Annotated in this window: 20 protein-coding genes and 2 tRNA genes; 4 read left to right on the top strand and 18 right to left on the bottom strand. The window is 61.6% G+C overall.

All coding sequences use genetic code 11. The features are described 5' to 3' along the window. The first annotated feature begins 8 nt into the window (after nucleotides 1-8). The 3 genes from IB274_RS25495 to IB274_RS25485 all read left to right on the top strand — a co-directional run bounded on the left by IB274_RS25495 (nucleotide 9) and on the right by IB274_RS25485 (nucleotide 2146). Complete coding sequence (locus IB274_RS25495) at nucleotides 9-299, top strand: DUF2845 domain-containing protein (RefSeq protein WP_139791700.1); 291 nt, start codon at nucleotides 9-11, stop codon at nucleotides 297-299. A gap of 35 nt (nucleotides 300-334) precedes the next feature. Continuing rightward, a complete protein-coding gene (locus tag IB274_RS25490; protein WP_192435636.1) occupies nucleotides 335-619 on the top strand; it encodes a DUF2845 domain-containing protein in 285 nt (94 codons plus the stop codon). A gap of 72 nt (nucleotides 620-691) precedes the next feature. Continuing rightward, nucleotides 692-2146 carry a rhomboid family intramembrane serine protease gene (locus IB274_RS25485; RefSeq protein WP_192435599.1) on the top strand — a complete coding sequence of 485 codons (1455 nt, stop codon included), beginning with the start codon at nucleotides 692-694 and terminating at the stop codon, nucleotides 2144-2146. A 63-nt stretch (nucleotides 2147-2209) separates the two neighbouring features. Here the strand turns inward: IB274_RS25485 and IB274_RS25480 are convergent, their stop codons facing one another. The 18 genes from IB274_RS25480 to rlmE all read right to left on the bottom strand — a co-directional run bounded on the left by IB274_RS25480 (nucleotide 2210) and on the right by rlmE (nucleotide 19688). Next, nucleotides 2210-2407 (bottom strand): CsbD family protein, encoded by a 198-nt coding sequence (locus IB274_RS25480; RefSeq protein WP_081520707.1) that lies wholly within the window; start codon nucleotides 2405-2407, stop codon nucleotides 2210-2212. A gap of 46 nt (nucleotides 2408-2453) precedes the next feature. After that, nucleotides 2454-2801 carry a BON domain-containing protein gene (locus IB274_RS25475; protein WP_192435598.1) on the bottom strand — a complete coding sequence of 116 codons (348 nt, stop codon included), beginning with the start codon at nucleotides 2799-2801 and terminating at the stop codon, nucleotides 2454-2456. 193 nt (nucleotides 2802-2994) lie between these two features. Further along, nucleotides 2995-4416, bottom strand: coding sequence for a DUF4013 domain-containing protein (locus IB274_RS25470; RefSeq protein WP_192435597.1), 1422 nt, complete (start codon nucleotides 4414-4416; stop codon nucleotides 2995-2997). A 94-nt stretch (nucleotides 4417-4510) separates the two neighbouring features. Further along, a complete protein-coding gene (pnp, locus tag IB274_RS25465; RefSeq protein ID WP_192435596.1) occupies nucleotides 4511-6616 on the bottom strand; it encodes a polyribonucleotide nucleotidyltransferase in 2106 nt (701 codons plus the stop codon). Between the two features lie 169 nt (nucleotides 6617-6785). Further along, nucleotides 6786-7055, bottom strand: coding sequence for a 30S ribosomal protein S15 (rpsO, locus tag IB274_RS25460; RefSeq protein ID WP_017518939.1), 270 nt, complete (start codon nucleotides 7053-7055; stop codon nucleotides 6786-6788). Between the two features lie 98 nt (nucleotides 7056-7153). Then, the gene (gene truB, locus IB274_RS25455; RefSeq protein ID WP_192435595.1) at nucleotides 7154-8068 is read right to left on the bottom strand and encodes a tRNA pseudouridine(55) synthase TruB; all 915 of its coding nucleotides are present in this window, start codon (nucleotides 8066-8068) and stop codon (nucleotides 7154-7156) included. Between the two features lie 3 nt (nucleotides 8069-8071). Next, nucleotides 8072-8458 (bottom strand): 30S ribosome-binding factor RbfA, encoded by a 387-nt coding sequence (gene rbfA / locus IB274_RS25450; RefSeq protein WP_045216758.1) that lies wholly within the window; start codon nucleotides 8456-8458, stop codon nucleotides 8072-8074. Between the two features lie 106 nt (nucleotides 8459-8564). Beyond that, nucleotides 8565-11102, bottom strand: a complete 2538-nt coding sequence (infB, locus tag IB274_RS25445; RefSeq protein ID WP_192435594.1) for a translation initiation factor IF-2 — start codon at nucleotides 11100-11102, stop codon at nucleotides 8565-8567. A 27-nt stretch (nucleotides 11103-11129) separates the two neighbouring features. Continuing rightward, nucleotides 11130-12611: a transcription termination factor NusA gene (gene nusA, locus IB274_RS25440; protein WP_017518943.1), complete on the bottom strand. Its 1482-nt coding sequence runs from the start codon at nucleotides 12609-12611 to the stop codon at nucleotides 11130-11132. Between the two features lie 45 nt (nucleotides 12612-12656). Continuing rightward, nucleotides 12657-13115, bottom strand: coding sequence for a ribosome maturation factor RimP (gene rimP, locus IB274_RS25435; protein ID WP_045216751.1), 459 nt, complete (start codon nucleotides 13113-13115; stop codon nucleotides 12657-12659). Between the two features lie 127 nt (nucleotides 13116-13242). Further along, nucleotides 13243-13319: transfer RNA gene (locus tag IB274_RS25430), tRNA-Met, on the bottom strand. A gap of 93 nt (nucleotides 13320-13412) precedes the next feature. Then, nucleotides 13413-13498 (bottom strand) — tRNA-Leu (locus IB274_RS25425). A gap of 16 nt (nucleotides 13499-13514) precedes the next feature. Next, entirely contained in the window at nucleotides 13515-13907 is a 393-nt protein-coding gene (gene secG / locus IB274_RS25420) for a preprotein translocase subunit SecG (RefSeq protein WP_192435593.1), read from the bottom strand. A gap of 2 nt (nucleotides 13908-13909) precedes the next feature. Beyond that, entirely contained in the window at nucleotides 13910-14665 is a 756-nt protein-coding gene (gene tpiA / locus IB274_RS25415) for a triose-phosphate isomerase (RefSeq protein WP_192435592.1), read from the bottom strand. A 65-nt stretch (nucleotides 14666-14730) separates the two neighbouring features. Next, nucleotides 14731-16071 (bottom strand): phosphoglucosamine mutase, encoded by a 1341-nt coding sequence (gene glmM / locus IB274_RS25410; protein WP_192435591.1) that lies wholly within the window; start codon nucleotides 16069-16071, stop codon nucleotides 14731-14733. After that, nucleotides 16068-16937 (bottom strand): dihydropteroate synthase, encoded by an 870-nt coding sequence (folP, locus tag IB274_RS25405; RefSeq protein WP_192435590.1) that lies wholly within the window; start codon nucleotides 16935-16937, stop codon nucleotides 16068-16070. Before folP ends, glmM begins: the two co-directional genes overlap by 4 nt. Before the next feature lie 9 nt (nucleotides 16938-16946). After that, entirely contained in the window at nucleotides 16947-18863 is a 1917-nt protein-coding gene (gene ftsH / locus IB274_RS25400; protein ID WP_045216741.1) for an ATP-dependent zinc metalloprotease FtsH, read from the bottom strand. 201 nt (nucleotides 18864-19064) lie between these two features. Beyond that, a complete protein-coding gene (gene rlmE, locus IB274_RS25395; RefSeq protein WP_045216738.1) occupies nucleotides 19065-19688 on the bottom strand; it encodes a 23S rRNA (uridine(2552)-2'-O)-methyltransferase RlmE in 624 nt (207 codons plus the stop codon). 79 nt (nucleotides 19689-19767) lie between these two features. Here rlmE and IB274_RS25390 point away from each other — a divergent pair, with 79 nt between their 5' ends. Beyond that, nucleotides 19768-20082, top strand: coding sequence for a YhbY family RNA-binding protein (locus IB274_RS25390; RefSeq protein WP_015478938.1), 315 nt, complete (start codon nucleotides 19768-19770; stop codon nucleotides 20080-20082). The last annotated feature ends 30 nt before the right edge of the window (nucleotides 20083-20112 follow it).

Raw genomic sequence — 20112 nt, 5'->3', positions numbered from 1 at the left:
GTCGGTCGATGAAAGCCCTGACCTGGATGTCCTGCGCCCTGCTGCTTTGCGCGGCGGGCGCCCAGGCGGAAAGCATGCGTTGCGGAAGCGCCCTGATCAACGCCGGCGACCGCGCCTGGGAAGTCGAGCAGAAGTGCGGCGCGCCGGATCACCGTGACGAAGTCGGTTACACCCTCGGCGGTTACGATCGCCGCGAGTACCGGGTCGAGGAGTGGGTCTATGGCCCGCGCAATGGCACCAGCTACATCCTCACCTTCGAAGCCAACAAACTCAAAAGCATCGAGTTCAAACGCAATTGAAGACACCCCTCGCACTGCTGCTGGCGGCCATTGCAATGCCCCTTACCTTCACCGCCCTTGACGCACAGGCCGCCAGCCTGCGCTGCAGCAGCAAACTCATAAGCACCGGCGATGTCACCAGCGACGTACTCAGCCGGTGCGGCGAGCCTGTCAGCCGCTCCTTCCTCGGGTACAAGCAGGTACCCGGCCCGCGTTATGGCGAGTCGATGGAAGTAGCCGTGGAAGAATGGATCTACGGTCCCTGGAGCGGCATGCTGTATTTCGTCCGCTTCGAGGGCAACCGCCTGAGCGATATCCAGAGCAAGCGCAGCGGCAACTGACAGCCGCGGTGGCGAGTGCTAGTCTCGCCGCCACTCACGCATTCACGCCATTCGGGCCAAGGACCGGTCGCCATGGTTATCGTCCCCGCCGAGCACCCGCTGGACTGGAAGAAACCTCCCGTCATCACGCTGCTGCTGATCGTCATCAACGTCCTGATCTACTTCGGCTACCAGGGTGGCGACAGCACCCGGCGCGAAGAAGCCGTGCGCATCTACCTCGAACAGGACCTGCTCAGCCATGAGCGGCCGTTGTTCAGCGCCTCGCTGGAACGCCGCGACCGATTGGAAGCCGATCAGCAGCGAGCCCTCGAAGCCCTTCCCCGGCAGCAATTGGCCTGGCTGGTGCTCTCGGACCTGGAGTTCGGCCACGAACTGCGCGCCATGCCCGCCTTCCAGCAGGACGCCGCCTGGCAGGCTTCACGCCTAAGGGCTGAAGCGGCGCGCGATCAGACCAGCAGCCTGCGTTTCGGCTTCATCCCCGAGCGCTTCACAGTGCTGGGCTTGTTTGGCTCGATGTTCCTCCACGGCAGTTTCTGGCATCTGGCCGGCAACATGGTGTTCCTGTTCATCTTCGGCTTCACCCTCGAAGCGGCGCTGGGCCGCGCCCTGTATCTGGGCCTCTACCTGTTCAGCGGCCTGTGCTCAGGCCTGCTGTGGTGGGCGCTCGATCCTTCCTGGGTGCCGGGTATCGGTGCCTCAGGCGCCATTTCCGGCCTGATGGGCATGTATATCGGCGTCTACGGCCTACGGCGCATCCAGTTCTTCTACTGGCTCGGGCCCCTGATGGGCTACCTCAAGGCACCGGCGCTGTGGATCCTGCCACTGTGGCTGGGCAAGGAACTGTTCGGGCTGGTTCGTGCCGCCGACCACGTGAACTACTACGCGCACATCGGCGGCCTGGTTTCCGGTTTTCTTGCCGTCTGGCTACCCCGCAAGCTGGGGCGCATGCCGGTGGACGAGGCCTACCTGAGCAAGGAAGACCCCGAGGCCCCCTTCAAGCGCGCGCTAGCGTCGCTGGACGAACAGATTGGCCGCTTTGCCCTCGACCAGGCCGCTGCACGCGGACCGGAGCTGCTGCGGCAATTTCCTGGACAACCGGTGCTGGTCGAGCGCCTCTACGGCGTAGCCAAGGGGAGACAGGACCGCGCACTGATGAGTGAAACCCTCAAGCAATTGTTCGCCTTGCCACCCTCCACGACAGCCGATGCGCTACTGCGCCGTCTCGCCGAGGAAAGTGCCGCTAGTGGCGCCGGGCTGCTGGCCCACCCAGCTATTCAATTGCACCTATTGCGCAAACTGCTCCAACGCAATGAATCCGCCCAGGCGCTGAACTGCTGGCGTCGTCTGTCGCGCTCGGGCCAACTTCCCGAACCGCTGCCCGGCCTGACCTTGCAACTGGCAAAGCAGATGGGGCAGAAAGGCGACCTGCAGGCCGTGCGCGAACTTTCGCGCTTCCTCCGTCAGCACTACCCGGAAGCCGATCCGACCCGACAGCTGACGATCTACCAGCAGCACCTCGCCCCCTGACTCGCCCATGAAAAAGCCCCGCCGGCGAACCGGCGGGGCTTGGACCATCCCTGTCCCTGGGATCTACAGACGGCTGCTGAAATCGCGGACTTCCTCTTCCGCTTTCTCTTTGGTCCAGCCGTAGCGTTCCTGCAGTTTGCCGACCAGGTACTCGGCGTGTCCGTCTGCCGCTTGCACATCGTCGTCGGTCAGCTTGCCCCACTTTTCCTTCATGGTGCCGGACAGCTGCTTCCACTTGCCTTTGATGACGTCAGTGTTCATGGCGATCCTCCTGCTTGAGGTTGGATAGGGTAAGAGCCTGTGGTTCTTACTCGACCGATTTCAGGCCATCGGCGGAGACGGCAGTCACGCCCTTGATGCCTTTGGCGGTCTTGATCGCCAGTTCCTTCTCGGCGTCGGTCTTGACGTTACCGGAAAGCGAGACCACACCTTTGTTAGTCTCGACTTTGATGTTGGTGCCGCTGATGTCTTTGTCAGCGATCAGGCTGGACTTCACCTTGCTGGTGATCCAGGTATCAGAGACCGCCTCTTCGGTTTTCTGGACTGTCTCGTTGGCGGCCAGAGTCGTCGGCTGGGCGAACACCGAGTTGGCGAACGAGAAGCTCAGGGCGGTTGCAGTGGCAGCGGCGAGAGCCAGTTTGTTGAAACGTTTCATGGCGGTTTCTCCTGAATTATTGGAAAACTGCGGCCCGTGCCTGGCAGCAGTTGCACTAGGACTATCGCAAGCCCTGTGCCAGCTTTTCTAATTCAGCAAAAACCTTATAAATCAACAAGTTGAATAAATGCCAAAAGCGCCTGTCGCTTGCAGTTTGCAAAAACTGCCGTTGCGCTTCATGCAGGTTGCACGATCAGGTGCCAGAGTTGCGCCCCAACTTAGCGAGCACCGCCTCGAGTTGTACCACCTCCCCCATCTGCTCGAACGCGGGGTAGCGCTGACGAATGAAGGCCAGTAGCTGCTGCGCGGGCTCGACCTGCCCAAGCCGTTCCGAAAACGCCCGTGCCGCCATCAGGTACGCGCGCGGAATGCCGGGGTAATCCGGGAAACGCTTGTGCAGGTTGCGCAGCAGGCTCAGCCCCTCTCGGGCCTTGTGGCGCTCGATCAGGACCTCGGCAATGCGCTCGCACACGCTCGGATCCTCCGGTAAGTAATCTGCCTGCAACTGTCGGGCATTGAGGAATGCGCTGGCGGCCAACTGCGGATTGAGCCGGCTGGCCAGGCCAAGATAATGCGGCAGATGGTTCAGGCACTCGGCGCGCTCATTCAAGGCGAAGAGCAGTTGGTGATAACGCTCGTTCAGCTTGAGGTCCTGGCGTCCTTCACGCAGGGCGGCGACCAGAATCTCCAGGGCGGCGCCGGTCTGCCCCTCCTTGACCCGCACTTCCGCCTCGGCCAGCGCCTTGCGGCGATGCCATTCCGGCGCGGCAAAGCCGGCTGGTGCGTCTTCCCCGGCGGAGACGTAGCCCAGCTCGCCCTGATACTGGAACACGGCATAGCCCATCATGGCGCACATCACCACGGAGAAATAACCGGTCAGCCCCGCCACTATCGGGACCATTACCACGCGTGGCAGTCCGTTGGAGAGCAACCAGCCGACATAGGTGGGCGATTGCCAGAGGATGAACAGGAACACGCAGAGAATGAGGTAACGCCAGCCCATGGCGGCAATGACCTGCCCTACTTCACTGGGGCTGAGCGCGGAGCCCAGGCTCTTGTCCAGGGACAGGCGGATGATGCTCGCCGGCAGCACCAGCATGAGGCCGATGTTGGCGGCCCAGTAAACGGCCTCGCTGTGGAAGTCGGCCGCCAGCCAGAGCAGGACCAGGGCGATCAGGAAGACCGCCAGTTGCTGAAAGAAGGTCCGCAGGCTGTCGGCGCTGAAGGCTTCAATCAGGCCCGGGGCGTCCTGACCGCCAAAGCTCGCGGTTTCGATCACGCTATGCAGGTACTTGGTCGCCACGCTGAGCAATGCGACCCAAAGCACGATCATGGCTGGCATGAACACACAAGCGAGTGCCAGCAAGGCGCAGAATGCCAGCGGCCCGGTCTGGAAGCCGTAGGCGAAGAACTTCGGCAGGCGCTCCCAGAAAGGTTGCGCGGTGTTGGCTGCTCCAAGGAAGCGCAGGTGGCCGCGGCACAACGGACACGCCGGCGCGTACTCGGGAGCATCGGCGTTGAGGGGAATGCAGCAATCGCCGTAATGCCGCTCGCACGGCTGGCAATGCCACGTCGCGGGCTGAGCACTGTGGTAGTGGCAGTAACGCTTGTCCATCTCGGGGCATCCTTGGAGCGAGATCGGCGAATAGCGCATTTTCAAGGCAAAAAAAGAGGGCCCGCAAGGGGCCCTCCTTCATTTCACCGATTGCTTACACGCCGGAGGCTTCAGCAGCGGCTACATCCTTGATCGACAGCTTGATGCGGCCACGGTTGTCCACATCGAGAACCAGGACTTTGACTTCCTGGCCTTCCTGCAGAACGTCGGTGACCTTGTCGATGCGCTTGTCGCTGATCTGCGAGATGTGCACCAGACCATCCTTGCCCGGCAGGATGTTGACGAAGGCACCGAAGTCCACGATGCGCTCAACCTTGCCAACGTAGATCTTGCCGATCTCGGCTTCCGCGGTGATGCCCAGAACGCGCTGCTTGGCGGCCTCGGCAGCTTCCTTGGTTTCGCCGTAGATCTTCACGCTGCCATCGTCCTCGATGTCGATCGAGGCCTTGGTCTCTTCGCAGATGCTGCGAATGGTGGCGCCGCCCTTGCCGATGACGTCGCGGATCTTGTCGGTGTCGATCTTCATCTGGATCATGGTCGGAGCGTTTTCCGACAGCTCGGCGCGCGGGGCGGCGATGATCTGGTTCATCTGGCCGAGGATGTTCAGGCGAGCTTCCAGGGCCTGGCCCAGGGCGATCTCCATGATCTCTTCGGTGATGCCGTTGATCTTGATGTCCATCTGCAGGGCGGTAACACCCTTGTCGGTACCGGCGACTTTGAAGTCCATGTCGCCCAGGTGGTCTTCGTCACCCAGGATGTCGGTCAGGATGGCGAACTTGTCGCCTTCCTTCACCAGACCCATGGCGATACCGGCAACCGGCGCCTTGACCGGAACACCGGCGTCCATCAGAGCCAGGGAAGCACCGCAAACGGAAGCCATGGAGCTGGAACCGTTGGATTCAGTGATCTCGGAAACGACGCGGATGGTGTAGGGGAACTCGTCCTGGGTCGGCAGCATGGCAGCAACGCTGCGACGTGCCAGACGGCCGTGGCCGATTTCACGACGGCCCGCGCTACCCATGCGGCCACACTCACCTACCGAGAACGGCGGGAAGTTGTAGTGCAGCATGAAGGGGTCTTTGCGCTCGCCTTCGAGGGTGTCGAGCAGCTGAGCGTCACGGGCGGTGCCGAGGGTGGCAACGACCAGAGCCTGGGTTTCGCCACGGGTGAACAGCGCCGAGCCGTGGGTCTTGCCCAGTACGCCGACTTCGATTCGCAGCGGACGAACGGTGCGGGTGTCACGGCCGTCGATGCGCGGTTTGCCGTTGACGATGTTTTCGCGAACGGTGCGGTACTCCAGCAGGCCGAAGACGTCTTTGACTTCAGCTGCGGAGAACTGGCCTTCGCCTTCGCCGGCGAACTTGGCGACAACTTCGTCACGCAGGGCGCCCAGGGCGGCATAACGGTCTTGCTTAACGGTGACGGTGTAGGCTTCGGAGATAGCGGCACCGAACTCGGCCTTGATGGCATTGACCAGGGCGGTGTTCTCCACCGGGGCAGCCCAGTTCCAGGTCGGCTTGCCGACTTCGGTAGCCAGCTCGGCAACGGCGCGGATAACCGACTGGAACTCTTCGTGTGCAAACAGCACAGCGCCCAGCATCTGGTCTTCGGTCAGCTCGTCGGCTTCGGATTCAACCATCAGCACGGCGTCGGAGGTGCCGGCCACGACCATGTCGAGGCTGGAGCTCTGCTGCTGCTCGTAGGTCGGGTTGAGGATGTAGCCGATTTCCGGGTGGAAGCCAACGCGGGCAGCGCCGATCGGGCCGGCGAACGGAATGCCGGAGATCGCCAGGGCGGCGGAGGTGCCGATCATGGCAGCGATGTCCGGATCGGACTTCTTGTTGGTGGAAACGACGGTGCAGACAACCTGCACTTCGTTCATGAAGCCTTCCGGGAACAGCGGGCGGATCGGACGGTCGATCAGGCGCGAGGTCAGGGTTTCCTTCTCGGAAGGACGGCCTTCACGCTTGAAGAAGCCGCCAGGGATGCGGCCGGCTGCGTAGGTCTTCTCCTGGTAGTGCACGGAGAGCGGGAAGAAGCTCTTGCTTGGGTCGGCCTGCTTGGCGCCGACGACGGTGCAGAGCACGGTGACGTCGTCCATGGTGACCAGGACGGCACCGGTGGCCTGGCGGGCGATGCGGCCAGTCTCGAGGGTTACAGTCGACTGACCGAACTGGAATTTCTTGGTTACCGGGTTCACGGTTTTTCTACCTTCGCTTTAGTTGCCTTGGGGGAAATTGTGGAAATGCCGGGAGTCGGACCCGTTTTCATTCCCTATAAAAGCGAGAAAGCCGGGAGCCAGAGCCGATGAGCGGTATACACCGCCCAACGACCCCGGACTCCCAGCTTCCCACTTCAGGCTTGCCGTCTTAGCGACGCAGGCCCAGGCGACCGATCAGGGCGCTGTAACGAGAGGTGTCCTTGCTCTTCAGGTAGTCCAGCAGCTTACGACGCTGGTTAACCATACGGATCAGGCCACGACGGGAGTGGTGGTCTTTGCCGTTGGCCTTGAAGTGATCCTGCAGCTTGTTGATGTTGGCGGACAGCAGTGCAACCTGCACTTCCGGGGAACCGGTGTCGCCTTCAGCTTGCTTGTACTCGTTAACGATCTGGGCTTTTTCTTGGACGCTCAGTGCCATGATGGGGCTTCCTCTGAGGTAACAGGCCAGGGACTTATCCCTGTGTTCATAATAAGAGGAGTGACCGTGCCTGCTGACAGCCACCCTCGGTTTCGGTCTTAAGACCGAATCAGTCGACGCGGCGCCAGGCGCCCGTCTTCGACCACTTCACCGATACCGATGAAGCGGCCCTCATGATCCTGCACCCGCAACATGCCGAACTTCGGCATATCGGGGGCGCGTACCGGCTGACCATGCAGCCAGTAATAGGCGCTGTGCTCCGACAACTGCAGCAGCGGCCAGTGCTCCAGGCCGGCATCCACCGGCAGCAGGAAGCGGTCGAGGGCTTCATTGCCACCCTCGGCATGGACTTTCTCGAGCTCATCCAGCGTGACCGACTGGTTCAGCTGGAAGGGACCTGCCTGTGTCCGGCGCAGGGCGGCGACGTGTGCGCCACAACCGAGTTCGCGGCCGAGATCTTCGACCAGGGTGCGAATGTAGGTGCCCTTGCTGCAGGAAACCGCCAGGGTCGCACAGGGCGACTCGAACGCGAGCATTTCCAGGCGCGCAATAGTAACAGAACGCGCCTCGCGCTCCACTACCTCTCCCGCACGGGCCAGCTTGTACAACGGCTGGCCGTCCTTCTTCAGGGCCGAGTACATCGGCGGCACCTGCTCTATGTCGCCACGGAAGCGAGGCAGCAGGGCCTCGATGGCTTCCCGACCAGCGGTCACTTCGCGCTGCTCGACTACTTCACCCTCGGCATCAGCGGTGGTGGTAGTGACGCCCAGCTTGGCAATCGTCTCGTAGGCTTTGTCGGCGTCGAGCAGGTACTGGGAGAACTTGGTCGCCTCGCCAAAGCACAGCGGCAGCACGCCGGTCGCCAGCGGGTCGAGGCTGCCGGTGTGGCCGGCCTTCTCGGCATTGAGCAGCCAGCGCACCTTCTGCAGCGCCTGGTTGGAGCTCATGCCCAGCGGCTTGTCGAGAATCAGCACACCGTTGACTGCACGGCGAATGCGTTTCACCTGGGCCACGCGTTACTCCTCGGAATCGCCGCCGCGACGATCGGCAGCCACCGCGCGTTCGATCAGCGCCGACAGCTCGGCACCACGGCGGATGCTGGCGTCGTAGCTGAAGTGCAGTTGCGGCACGGTGCGCAGCTTCATCGCCTTGCCCAGCTGCATACGCAGGAAGCCGGCAGCATCGTTGAGGATGCTGGTGTTCTGCTTCACCACTTCGGCGTTGTCGTCCTGGCCCATCACGGTGACGTACACCTTGGCATGGGACAGGTCACGGGCCACGTCGACACCGGTGATGGTCACCAGGCCGAGACGCGGGTCCTTGATTTCACGCTGGATCAGCAGCGCCAGTTCGCGCTGCATCTGGTCGCCGATACGCTGGGTACGGCTGTACTCTTTAGCCATTTTTCTAACCTGCTTACCCGAGCCGCGAGGCTCCGGGTCTGAAAGCGGCAAACGCCCGGGGCAGCAATTCAGCTGGCCCGGGCGCTGCGTTCACGCTCGAATACCCTTACAGAGTACGAGCGACTTCGACCTTCTCGAACACTTCGATCTTGTCGCCGACGCGGACGTCGTTGTAGCTCTTCACGCCAATACCGCACTCCATGCCGGCACGAACTTCGGAGACGTCATCCTTGAAGCGACGCAGGGACTCCAGCTCGCCTTCGAAGATAACCACGTCGTCGCGCAGTACACGGATCGGACGGTTGCGGTGCACCAGACCCTCGGTGACCATGCAGCCCGCGACCGCGCCGAACTTCGGCGAGCGGAACACGTCACGCACTTCGGCAATACCCAGGATGTTCTCGCGAACATCGCTGCCGAGCATGCCGGTCAGGGCTTTCTTGACGTCTTCAATGATGTCGTAGATCACGTTGTAGTAACGCATGTCGAGGCCTTCGGACTCGACAATCTTGCGCGCACCAGCGTCAGCACGGACGTTGAAGCCGAACAGCACCGCGTTGGAGGCCAGCGCCAGGTTGGCATCGGACTCGGTGATACCACCGACGCCGCCACCGACCACGCGAACCTGCACTTCGTCGTTGCCCAGGCCGCTGAGCGAACCCTGCAGGGCCTCCAGCGAACCACGGACATCGGACTTGAGGACGATGTTGAGGGTCTTCTTCTCTTCCTGGCCCATGTTCTCGAAGATGTTTTCCAGCTTGCCGGCGTGGGCACGAGCCAGTTTCACCTCGCGGAACTTGCCTTGGCGGAACAGAGCGACTTCGCGAGCTTTCTTCTCGTCGGTAATCACCGAGACTTCGTCACCCGCATCCGGCGTACCGTCCAGGCCGAGAATCTCGACTGGAATGGACGGACCCGCTTCCTTGATCGGCTTGCCGTTCTCGTCGAGCATCGCCCGAACGCGGCCGTAGTTGACGCCGACCAGGACCATGTCGCCCTGACGCAGGGTGCCGTCCTGGACCAGCACGGTGGCTACCGGGCCACGGCCCTTGTCCAGACGCGACTCGACCACCACGCCACGGCCCGGGGCCGAAGGAGTGGCTTTGAGTTCAAGCACTTCAGCCTGCAGCAGTACGGCTTCGAGCAGCTCGTCGACGCCGGTACCCAGCTTGGCGGAGACATGAACGTACGGAGCATCGCCGCCCCACTCCTCCGGGATCACATCCAGAGCGGCCAGGCCGTTCTTGATGTTGTCCGGGTTGGCGTCGGGCTTGTCGATCTTGTTCACCGCAACCACGATCGGCACGCCAGCCGCTTTCGCATGCTGTACGGCTTCCTGGGTCTGCGGCATTACGCCGTCGTCCGCTGCCACCACGAGGATGACAATATCGGTCGCCTGGGCACCACGGGCACGCATCGCGGTGAACGCAGCGTGGCCAGGGGTGTCGAGGAAAGTGACCATGCCGCGGTCGGTTTCCACGTGGTAGGCGCCGATGTGCTGGGTGATGCCGCCGGCTTCGCCAGCTGCAACCTTCGCACGACGAATGTAGTCGAGCAGCGAGGTCTTGCCGTGGTCGACGTGGCCCATGACGGTCACGACCGGCGCGCGGGAGACGGCTTCGCCTTCGAACTTCAGGGATTCGGCCAGTTGCTCTTCCAGGGCGTTCTCGCTGACCAGCTTGACCTTGTGGCCGAGCTCTTCGGCGATCAGCTGAGCGGTTTCCTGGTCGAGTACCTGATTGATGGTCACCGGGGTGCCCATCTTGAACATGAACTTGACGACCTCGGCACCCTTCACCGACATCTGGGCAGCGAGCTCGCCCACGGTGATGGTTTCGCCGATATTCACTTCACGCACAATCGGTCCTGTCGGGCTCTGGAACCCGTGCTGGTTACGCTTCTTCAGCTTGCCCTTGCCGCGGCCACCGCCACGACGGCCAAAGCTGTCGTCGTCGTCGCCACCACCGCTGCGAACAACGCGCGGGGCAGTGGTCTTTTCCTTTTCCTTGATCGACGGGCGATGCTGGGCATGCTTGCGATCACGGCGCTCGTCTTCTTCGTCACGCTTGGGCGCGCGGCGCACTTCGTCCTTCTTGCGGTCGTCTGCAGCAGGAGCAGCAGCGGCCGGAGCAGCGGGAGCGGCAGCCGGAGCAGCGGCACGCGGAGCCTCGGCGGAGGCCGGGGCGGCAGCCGCAGGAGCGACACCAGCGGTCTGGCGAGCGGCGTCGGCCTGACGGCGAGCCTCTTCTGCAGCGGCGCGCTGGCGAGCCTCTTCCTCGGCCTTCACACGTACAGCTTCTTCGGCGGCGCGCTGCTCTTCCAACTCGCGCTGACGCTCGGCCTCGACCTCTTCAGGGTCACGCTTGACGTAGGTTTTCTTCTTGCGAACCTCGACGCTGACGGTCTTGCTGCCAGCGACTCGAATGGTCGAGGTGGTCTTGCGTTGCAGGGTGATCTTGCGCGGCTCATCCGCGCGATCACCGTGGCTGCCTTTCAGGTGGGCCAGCAGCGCTTGCTTCTCGCTGTCGGTCACTACCTGCTCGGCATCGTTATGGGGCAGACCCGCTTCGCGCATCTGCTGCAGCAGGCGCTCCACCGGCGTATCGACCGTCTTGGCCAGTTCTTTCACCGTGACTTGCGTCATGCACTTCTCTCCTCAGGCCGCGAATGCTTACTCGAACCAATGGGCCCGGGCGGCCATGATCAACTTGCCGGCACGCTCTTCGTCCATGCCGTCGATGTCGAGCAGATCGTCAATAGATTGCTCGGCAAGATCTTCACGGGTGGTTACGCCACGCAGTGCCAGGTCCACGGCCAGCTCTTTGGTCATACCATCGAGGCTGAGCAGGTCTTCGGCAGGTTGTGCGTCGGCGAGTTTCTCTTCAGTGGCGATGGCTTTGGTCAGCAGGCGGTCCTTGGCACGCGAGCGCAGCTCGTTGACGATGTCTTCGTCGAAGCCGTCGATGCTGAGCATCTCTTCCATCGGTACGTAGGCAATCTCTTCCAGGGTGGTGAAACCTTCTTCAACCAGAACCTGGGCGAGTTCTTCATCGACATCCAGCTCGTCGACGAAGCGCTGCAGGATGTCGCCAGTTTCAGCCTGCTGTTTGGCCTGGATATCGGCCTCGGTCATCACGTTCAGGGTCCAGCCGGTGAGTTGGCTGGCCAGACGGACGTTCTGGCCACTGCGGCCGATAGCCTGTGCCAGGTTGTCCTCGGCGACGGCGATATCCATGGTGTGGGTATCTTCGTCGACGATGATCGCTGCCACTTCGGCCGGAGCCATGGCGTTGATCACAAACTGCGCGGGGTTGTCGTCCCAGAGGACGATATCCACACGCTCACCGCCCAGTTCGCCGGAGACGGCCTGGACGCGGGAACCACGCATACCGATGCAGGCGCCCTGCGGATCGATACGCTTGTCCTTGGAGCGAACGGCGATCTTGGCGCGCGAACCCGGATCACGGGCAGCGGCCATCACGTCGATCAGTTGCTCGGCGATTTCCGGTACTTCGATGCGGAACAGCTCGATCAGCATTTCCGGCGCGGTACGCGACAGGATCAGCTGAGGGCCACGGTTCTCGCTGCGGATTTCCTTCAGCAGGGCACGCACGCGGGTGCCGACGCGGAAGGTTTCACGCGGGATGATCTGGTCGCGGGCCAGCAGCGCTTCAGCGTTGTTGCCCAGGTCGACGATCACGTTGTCGCGGGTGACCTTCTTGACGGTGCCGGAGATGATCTCGTTGACCTTCTCGCGGTAGGCGTCGACCACCTGGGCGCGCTCGGCTTCGCGAACCTTCTGCACGATGACCTGCTTGGCGGTCTGTGCGGCGATGCGGCCGAACTCGATGGACTCGATCTTCTCTTCGATGACCTCGCCGGCTTTCATGCCGGGGTGCTCTTCCTGCACGTCTTCGACGGTCAGTTCCGATGCCGGATTGGAGTAGTCCTCGTCTTCGACGATGGTCCAGCGACGGAAAGTTTCGTAGTTGCCGTTGGCGCGGTTGATTTCCACGCGCAGGTCAACCTCATCCTCGAAACGCTTTTTGGTCGCAGTCGCCAGAGCGAGCTCCAGCGCTTCGAAAATCACGCCAGGCGGTACACCCTTCTCGTTGGATACCGACTCAACAACCAGCAGTACTTCTTTGCTCATCGTACGCCTCGCCTTTCAATCCATTGGAATCCGCGCTCTGGCGGCTCACTCAAATCGGGGGATGATGTTGGCCTTGTCGATCGAGTCGACCGGCAGCAGATATTCATGGTCGTCCACCAGGACCACCACATCCTGCTCCTCCACACCACGGAGAATGCCCTGGAAATTGCGACGCCTTTCGAAGGGCGTGCGCAGCTTGATCTTCACCTGCTCGCCGACGTAACGGGCGAACTGCTCGAGTGTGAAGAGCGGCCGATCCATACCGGGCGACGACACCTCGAGGGTGTACTCGCCACTGATCGGGTCTTCCACGTCGAGGATGCCACTGATCTGACGACTGACGATTTCGCAGTCATCGACCAGGATGCCTTCGGCACGATCGATATAAACCCGGAGCAGGGAATGGCGACCTTGGGAAATGTATTCCAGGCCCCAGCACTCATAGCCGAGCGCTTCTACTACAGGGGCCAACAAGGCCTGCAACTGTTCTAGCTTGCTCGACACCTGATCGCCTCGCGTATGCTGTAGAAACAAAAAATGGGCGAAACGCCCATCCCTTAAGGACCGCCCTGATCTGGCGGCGCGGACTGTCCAGCTAGCAAAAAGCCCCTGAAAAGGGGCTCTGCCAAACTGGTTGCGGGAGCAGGATTTGAACCTACGACCTTCGGGTTATGAGCCCGACGAGCTACCAGACTGCTCCATCCCGCGTCAAAGCTGGTGCAAAATTATACGGTTGCGCCCCTTCAAGGTCAACCGAAACACCGAAACGACAAGGCCCGCACTGCGGGCCTTTTCGTAATATGGTACCGAGGAGGGGACTCGAACCCCTACAGCCTATGGCCACTACCACCTCAAGGTAGCGTGTCTACCAATTCCACCACCTCGGCAAAAACTCTTGCCTGCTTACTTCTGCTCAGGAGCCGCCGAAACGTCGCCGTTACCGCCTGCAGGGGCTTGAGGTTGCCCTTGCGCGCCCGGCACATCGCTAGCTGCCGGAGCTTGTTCCTGCTTCTGCTCCATCACTGCCGGATCAGGAAGCCCAGCGTGACGAATCATATCAGCTTTTTCTTTAGCAAAATACGCTAAACCCAAGCTGGTAATAAAAAAAACTGCAGCCAGCACAGCGGTGAAGCGACTCAGGAAGGTAGCAGAACCCTGGCTACCGAAAACAGTACCCGAAGCGCCAGCACCAAACGACGCACCCGCGTCGGCACCCTTGCCTTGCTGAAGCAGGACCAGCACAACCAGACCCAGCGCCATCAGCAGGTGAATCACGATTACAACTGTTTCCAGCATCTTCAGTTTCCTGCGGCGCGACAGATCGCACCGAACTCATCTGCATTCAGGGAGGCTCCACCAATGAGCCCCCCATCGATATCCGGCATGCCGAAAAGCTCGACAGCGTTGGCGGCCTTGACACTACCGCCGTACAGGAGACGAAGGCCGCGAGCCACCTCTGCGTTTTCCGCCGAGATCTGCGCGCGAATCGCCGCATGTACTTCCTGGGCCTGCTCGGGAGAAGCGGTCAACCCCGTCCCAATCGCCCACACCGGCTCGTAAGCCACAACGGCACGGGAGAAAGCCCCGACACCGAGATCTTCGATCACCGAGCCCAACTGGCGCCCGACAACCTCAAGCGTCTTGCCTGCCTCACGCTGCTCGCGGGTCTCGCCCACGCACAGGATCGGAATCAGGCCACACGATTGAACCGCCGCAAACTTGCGACTGATCACACCATCGCTTTCACCCAGAATCAGGCGACGCTCGGAGTGACCAACCAGCACCAGGGAGCAGTTCGCGTCCGCCAGCTGACTGGCTGCGACCTCGCCCGTCAAGGCGCCCTGCATCGGCTCAACCGCGCAATTCTGCGCACCGACGGCAACAGCCTTTCCATTCAAGCCTTGAACGACCTGATTGATGTACAGACAGGGCGGGAACACCGCCACATCGACACCCGTAGGGAGAGCCAGTTGACGCAGGCCTTTGATCAGCTCCGTTACGCTGGAGCGGGTACCGTGCATTTTCCAATTACCGGCCACTAAGGGTCGACGCATGCTGTACCTCGCTGAGCAAAGTGGGCGCAGATATTACTCGACGCTTTGGGAACTGACAAGAGAAATCAAGCACATACCTCTGTAACGACTTTTGCCAACTGCTCGGCATAGCCGCGAACGCGAGCTTCCTCGTCACCCTCGACCATTACCCGAACCAGTGGTTCGGTACCGGACTTGCGCAGCAGAACGCGGCCACGACCGGCCATTTCTTCCGTCACCTTGGCGCAGGCCTCCTTCACCGCCGGATGCTCCAACGGATCGACACCACCGCCCGCGAAGCGCACATTGATGAGCACCTGCGGGCACTTGCGAATGCCCATGCGCGCCTCGGCCAGGTTCTGGCCACGGGTCTTGAGCGCCATCAAAACCTGCAACGCAGCGATGATCGCATCGCCCGTAGTGGTGTGCTGATAGCACACGACATGACCGGAGTTCTCACCACCCAACTGCCAGTTGCGCGACTGCAGCTCGGACATCACGTAGCGGTCGCCCACCTTGGCGCGAGCAAACGGGATGTGCAGCTCCTGCAAGGCCAGTTCGAGTCCCAGGTTGCTCATCAGAGTCCCGACCACGCCGCCATGCAGCTTGCCGCGATCAAGCATGTCACGGGCGATCAGGTAGAGAATCTCGTCGCCGTCGACGATGGTGCCGGTATGGTCAACCATCATCACCCGGTCGCCGTCGCCGTCGAAGGCGATGCCGATATCCGCGTGATTAGCCAGAACAGCGTCCTGCAGCGCCCCCATGTGGGTGGAACCGCAATTGTGGTTGATGTTCAGGCCATTGGGCTCGGCGCCGATGATGAATACCTCGGCACCCAGCTCGCGAAATACGTTGGGAGCGATCTTGTAGGTCGCGCCATGGGCGCAATCCAGCGCGATACGCAGGCCGGCGAAACTGGTGTTCGAGGGCACGCTACTCTTGCAGAACTCGATGTAGCGGCCAGCCGCGTCGTTGATGCGCGAAACCTTGCCCAGACGAGCGGACTCGACCACCGTCATCGGCGCATCCAGGAGCTCTTCGATAATCAGCTCGACCTCATCCGGCAGCTTGGTGCCCTGGCCGGAGAAAAACTTGATGCCGTTGTCGTCATGGGGATTGTGCGAGGCACTGATGACGATGCCGGCTTCGGCATGGAAGGTACGGGTCAGATAGGCAATCCCGGGAGTAGGCATAGGGCCCAGCAGCATCACATCGGCGCCGGCGGCCGACAGACCAGCCTCCAGCGCGGACTCGAACATGTAGCCGGAGATGCGCGTGTCCTTGCCGACCAATACGCGGCATTTGCCCTGCTGACGGAAGGCCATGCCCACCGCCCAACCCAACTTGAGCACGAAGTCCGGCGTGATCGGCGGTGTGCCTACGCGCCCGCGAATTCCATCGGTACCGAAATACTTCCTGCTCATGCGGGCATCCCCTCTTCCGTTGCACTTTCCACTGCGTGAATCATTCGAACCACATCCACGGTCTCGGCGACATCGTGGACACGGATAATGCTGGCTCCCTTGGTGACTGCAAGGGCGGCCAGCGCCAGACTGCCATAGAGACGCTCGCCCACCTCACGGCCGAGCGCGCGCCCGACCATGCTCTTGCGCGAGACACCGACCAGCAGCGGGCACCCCATATCCATCAACCTCTCCATCTGCCGGAATAGATTCAGGTTATGGCTTTGGGTCTTGGCAAAACCGAAGCCAGGGTCGATGACGATCCGCTCGCGGGCAATACCCACGGATTCGCACAGCGCAATGCGTCCCTCAAGGAAGCTACGGACTTCCTGAAGAATATCGGGGTAACGCGGGTCGTCCTGCATATTTCCCGGCTCACCGCGCATGTGCATCAGGCACACCGGGAGCCCGGTATCGACAGCAGCATCCAAGGCACCGTCGCGCTGCAGGGAGCGCACATCGTTGATCAGCCCCGCACCAAGACGGGCCGTCTCACGCATCACGGCCGGAGTGGAAGTATCTACAGAAATCACCACATCCAGCTCGCGGGCGATGGCCTCGACCACCGGAGCGACACGCTCCAGCTCCTCGGTGGGCGAAACCACGCGAGCCCCCGGACGCGTTGACTCGCCGCCGATATCGATCAGCGTGGCGCCGGCCGCGACCATCTCCGCCGCATGACGCAACGCAGCATCGTGCCTGTTGAAGCGCCCGCCATCGGAGAAGGAATCGGGAGTTACGTTGAGGATGCCCATGACGTGCGGGCGGCTTAAATCAAGAACCCGGTTGCCGCAAGGCAACCGGGTCGAGTGGTACAACGAACTCATTCAGCACTCTCAGTGTTCGCCGGCGGGCCCGCCAATCGGGTTTTCCTGGCGACCTTCATCGCGCGGCGAGGCGGCGTTACCAGAAGAGCCGGAATTGCCGCCCTGCCAGTCACGCGGTTCGCGCGGGGTACGGCCAGCCATGATGTCGTCGATCTGGTCGGCATCGATGGTTTCGTACTTCATCAGCGCGTCAGCCATCATGTCGAGCTTGTCGCGATTCTCTTCCAGCAGACGCTTGGCGGTGCCGTAGCAGTCGTCGATGATGCGACGCACTTCCTGGTCGATCAGCTTGGCGGTCTCACCCGAGATATTCGAGTGCTGGCCACCAGCGCTGCGGCCGAGGAAGACCTCGCCCTCCTCTTCCGCATACATCAGCGGACCGAGCTTCTCCGACAGGCCCCACTTGGTCACCATATTCCGCGCCAGCTGGGTAGCACGCATGATGTCGTTGGAAGCGCCGGTGGTCACACCTTCGAAGCCCAAGGTCATCTCTTCGGCGATTCGGCCACCGAACAGCGAGCAGATCTGGCTTTCCAGGGCGCGCTTGGACAGGCTGTAGCGGTCCTCTTCCGGCAGGAACATGGTCACGCCCAGAGCGCGACCGCGCGGAATGATGGAAACCTTATAGACCGGGTCGTGCTCCGGAACCAGACGACCAACAATGGCGTGGCCGGCTTCGTGGAACGCGGTGTTCTTCTTCTCCTTCTCGGACATGACCATGGTCTTGCGCTCGGCGCCCATCATGATCTTGTCCTTGGCCAGTTCGAACTCACGCATGTCGACGATGCGCTTGTTGGAACGAGCGGCGAACAGCGAGGCCTCGTTGACCAGATTGGCCAGGTCGGCACCGGAGAAGCCCGGGGTACCGCGCGCGATCACGGCCGGATCGACGTTGTCGCCCAGCGGAACCTTGCGCATGTGCACTTTCAGAATCTGTTCGCGACCACGGATATCCGGCAGACCGACGACCACCTGGCGGTCAAAACGGCCCGGGCGCAGCAGCGCGGGGTCGAGCACGTCCGGACGGTTGGTCGCGGCGATGACGATGATGCCGTCATTCATCTCGAAGCCGTCCATCTCCACCAGCAACTGGTTGAGGGTCTGTTCGCGCTCGTCATGACCGCCGCCCAGGCCGGCACCACGATGGCGGCCAACGGCGTCGATCTCGTCGATGAAGATGATGCAGGGTGCGTGCTTCTTGGCCTGGTCGAACATGTCGCGAACGCGCGAGGCGCCCACGCCGACGAACATTTCCACGAAGTCAGAACCGGAAATGGTGAAGAACGGTACCTTGGCTTCGCCGGCGATCGCCTTGGCGAGCAGGGTCTTACCGGTACCGGGCGGGCCGACCATCAGCACGCCGCGCGGGATACGACCGCCCAGGCGCTGGAACTTGCCCGGATCGCGGAGGAACTCCACCAATTCGCTAACTTCTTCCTTGGCCTCGTCGCAACCGGCGACGTCGGCGAAGGTGGTCTTCACTTGATCTTCCGACAGCAGGCGGGCCTTGCTCTTACCAAAGCTCATCGGGCCGCCGCGTCCGCCGCCGCCGCCCTGCATCTGGCGCATGAAGAACATGAAGACCGCGATGATCACCAGGATCGGGAAGCTCGCTACCAGCAGTTGAGTCCAGATGCTCTGCTGCTCGGGCTGCTTGCCTTCAACAACGACGTTGTTGTTGACCAGGTCGCCGATCAGGCCGTTGTCCTGGATCGCCGGGCGGATGGTCTTGAAGGTGTCACCATCCTGGCGCTTGCCGGTGATGACATAGCCGTCGACGGTAACGCGCTCGACCTTACCGTCCTTCACCTGCTGGATGAAGTCGGAATAGTTGAGCGTCTGCGGCTCGCTCGGGCTGGAGAAGTTGTTCATCACGGTGACGAGTACCGCCGCGATGATCAGCCACAGAATCAGGTTCTTTGCCATGTCGTTCAATTGACTACCCTCTGAAGCCGGCTCCGCCCTGGAAACCGCTTCTCACGACGGCCAGACTCCTTCCGGCCAAAATTACTACACAACGCCCGCCGCCAGGCAGGCGCCGTCTGTAACCCTTTATGAACCCCGGCTTTCACCGGTACAAGCAAAACCTGCAAGGCATAGACCAGAAGCCGGCCCAATCATTCCAGTCTAGGCGCCGCGAAAGCCCCGTGCGAGCAGATACTGTTCCCGCGAACGGTCGCGGGACGACAGCGGTTTGCGCATCTGCACCTTCTCGAAGTTCTCGCGAACCATCTTGTGGTAAGCGTCGAAACCCTCACCCTGGAAAATCTTGATCAGGAAATCGCCGCCCGGACGTAGCACACGGGTGCACAGGTCCAGGGCCAGCTCGCAGAGGAACATCGCACGAGGCATGTCCACAGCGGGCAGTCCACTCATATTGGGGGCCATATCGGAAATCACAAGGTCTACCGGATTTTCTCCGATAGCCTCGAGCAACTGGGCGAAGACCTCGTCCTCGGTGAAGTCACCCTGGATGAAGGTAACATCCGGGATGCTGTCCATCGGCAGGATGTCCGACGCGATCAGAGTGCCCTTGTCGCCGATCACCCGACTGGTGACCTGCGACCAGCCGCCCGGCGCCGCGCCGAGGTCGACCACGGTCATGCCGGGGCGCAGGATGCGATCCTTCTCCTGGATTTCCAGCAGTTTGTAGCTGGCGCGCGAGCGATAGCCGTCGCGCTGTGCCATCTTCACGTAAGGATCGTCGAAATGTTCTTTCAGCCAGCGATGGCTAGTCTTGGAACGGGCCACGTATTACCTCGTCTGAGCGGCATCCCGGTATAACCGAAACTCGGGTAGAATATCCGCCTTTTTTCCCAGGGGTCAGATTATGGCGCTCTCTCAGGAGCAGAAAAAGCAGTTCAAATCTATCGGGCATCACCTGAAACCCGTATTGACCGTTGCAGAAAACGGTCTCTCGGAAGGTGTAATGGCCGAGCTTGAGCGTGCGCTCAACGATCATGAACTGATCAAGGTGCAGTTCCGCATCACCGAACGCGACGACCGTCGTGCGCTGATCGACGAACTCTGTCAGAACGGCAGCTGCGAACTGGTTCAGTCCATCGGCAAGATGGCGCTGATCTATCGTCGCAATCCCAAGCCGAACAAGAACCTGTCGAACATCAGCCGCTTCAGCGGTCTCTGACAGTCAAGACCGGCAACGCGGAGCCGGCAA

The organism is Pseudomonas sp. PDM18, assembly GCF_014852585.1.
Classification (GTDB): Bacteria; Pseudomonadota; Gammaproteobacteria; order Pseudomonadales; family Pseudomonadaceae; genus Pseudomonas.
This window is presented reverse-complemented; position numbering and strand designations above follow the sequence as displayed.

What these genes read in the sequence shown, in the direction of transcription:
- IB274_RS25490 (WP_192435636.1), top strand. Translation starts at nt 335, where the DNA reads ATGCCCCTTACCTTCACCGCCCTTGACGCACAGGCCGCCAGCCTGCGC.
- glmM (WP_192435591.1), bottom strand. Translation starts at nt 16,071, where the DNA reads ATGAGCAGGAAGTATTTCGGTACCGATGGAATTCGCGGGCGCGTAGGC.
- IB274_RS25470 (WP_192435597.1), bottom strand. Translation starts at nt 4,416, where the DNA reads ATGGACAAGCGTTACTGCCACTACCACAGTGCTCAGCCCGCGACGTGG.
- rpsO (WP_017518939.1), bottom strand. Translation starts at nt 7,055, where the DNA reads ATGGCACTGAGCGTCCAAGAAAAAGCCCAGATCGTTAACGAGTACAAG.
- IB274_RS25495 (WP_139791700.1), top strand. Translation starts at nt 9, where the DNA reads ATGAAAGCCCTGACCTGGATGTCCTGCGCCCTGCTGCTTTGCGCGGCG.
- IB274_RS25480 (WP_081520707.1), bottom strand. Translation starts at nt 2,407, where the DNA reads ATGAACACTGACGTCATCAAAGGCAAGTGGAAGCAGCTGTCCGGCACC.
- ftsH (WP_045216741.1), bottom strand. Translation starts at nt 18,863, where the DNA reads ATGGCAAAGAACCTGATTCTGTGGCTGATCATCGCGGCGGTACTCGTC.
- secG (WP_192435593.1), bottom strand. Translation starts at nt 13,907, where the DNA reads ATGCTGGAAACAGTTGTAATCGTGATTCACCTGCTGATGGCGCTGGGT.
- infB (WP_192435594.1), bottom strand. Translation starts at nt 11,102, where the DNA reads ATGACGCAAGTCACGGTGAAAGAACTGGCCAAGACGGTCGATACGCCG.
- nusA (WP_017518943.1), bottom strand. Translation starts at nt 12,611, where the DNA reads ATGAGCAAAGAAGTACTGCTGGTTGTTGAGTCGGTATCCAACGAGAAG.
- IB274_RS25485 (WP_192435599.1), top strand. Translation starts at nt 692, where the DNA reads ATGGTTATCGTCCCCGCCGAGCACCCGCTGGACTGGAAGAAACCTCCC.
- tpiA (WP_192435592.1), bottom strand. Translation starts at nt 14,665, where the DNA reads ATGCGTCGACCCTTAGTGGCCGGTAATTGGAAAATGCACGGTACCCGC.
- folP (WP_192435590.1), bottom strand. Translation starts at nt 16,937, where the DNA reads ATGAGTTCGTTGTACCACTCGACCCGGTTGCCTTGCGGCAACCGGGTT.
- rbfA (WP_045216758.1), bottom strand. Translation starts at nt 8,458, where the DNA reads ATGGCTAAAGAGTACAGCCGTACCCAGCGTATCGGCGACCAGATGCAG.
- IB274_RS25390 (WP_015478938.1), top strand. Translation starts at nt 19,768, where the DNA reads ATGGCGCTCTCTCAGGAGCAGAAAAAGCAGTTCAAATCTATCGGGCAT.
- IB274_RS25475 (WP_192435598.1), bottom strand. Translation starts at nt 2,801, where the DNA reads ATGAAACGTTTCAACAAACTGGCTCTCGCCGCTGCCACTGCAACCGCC.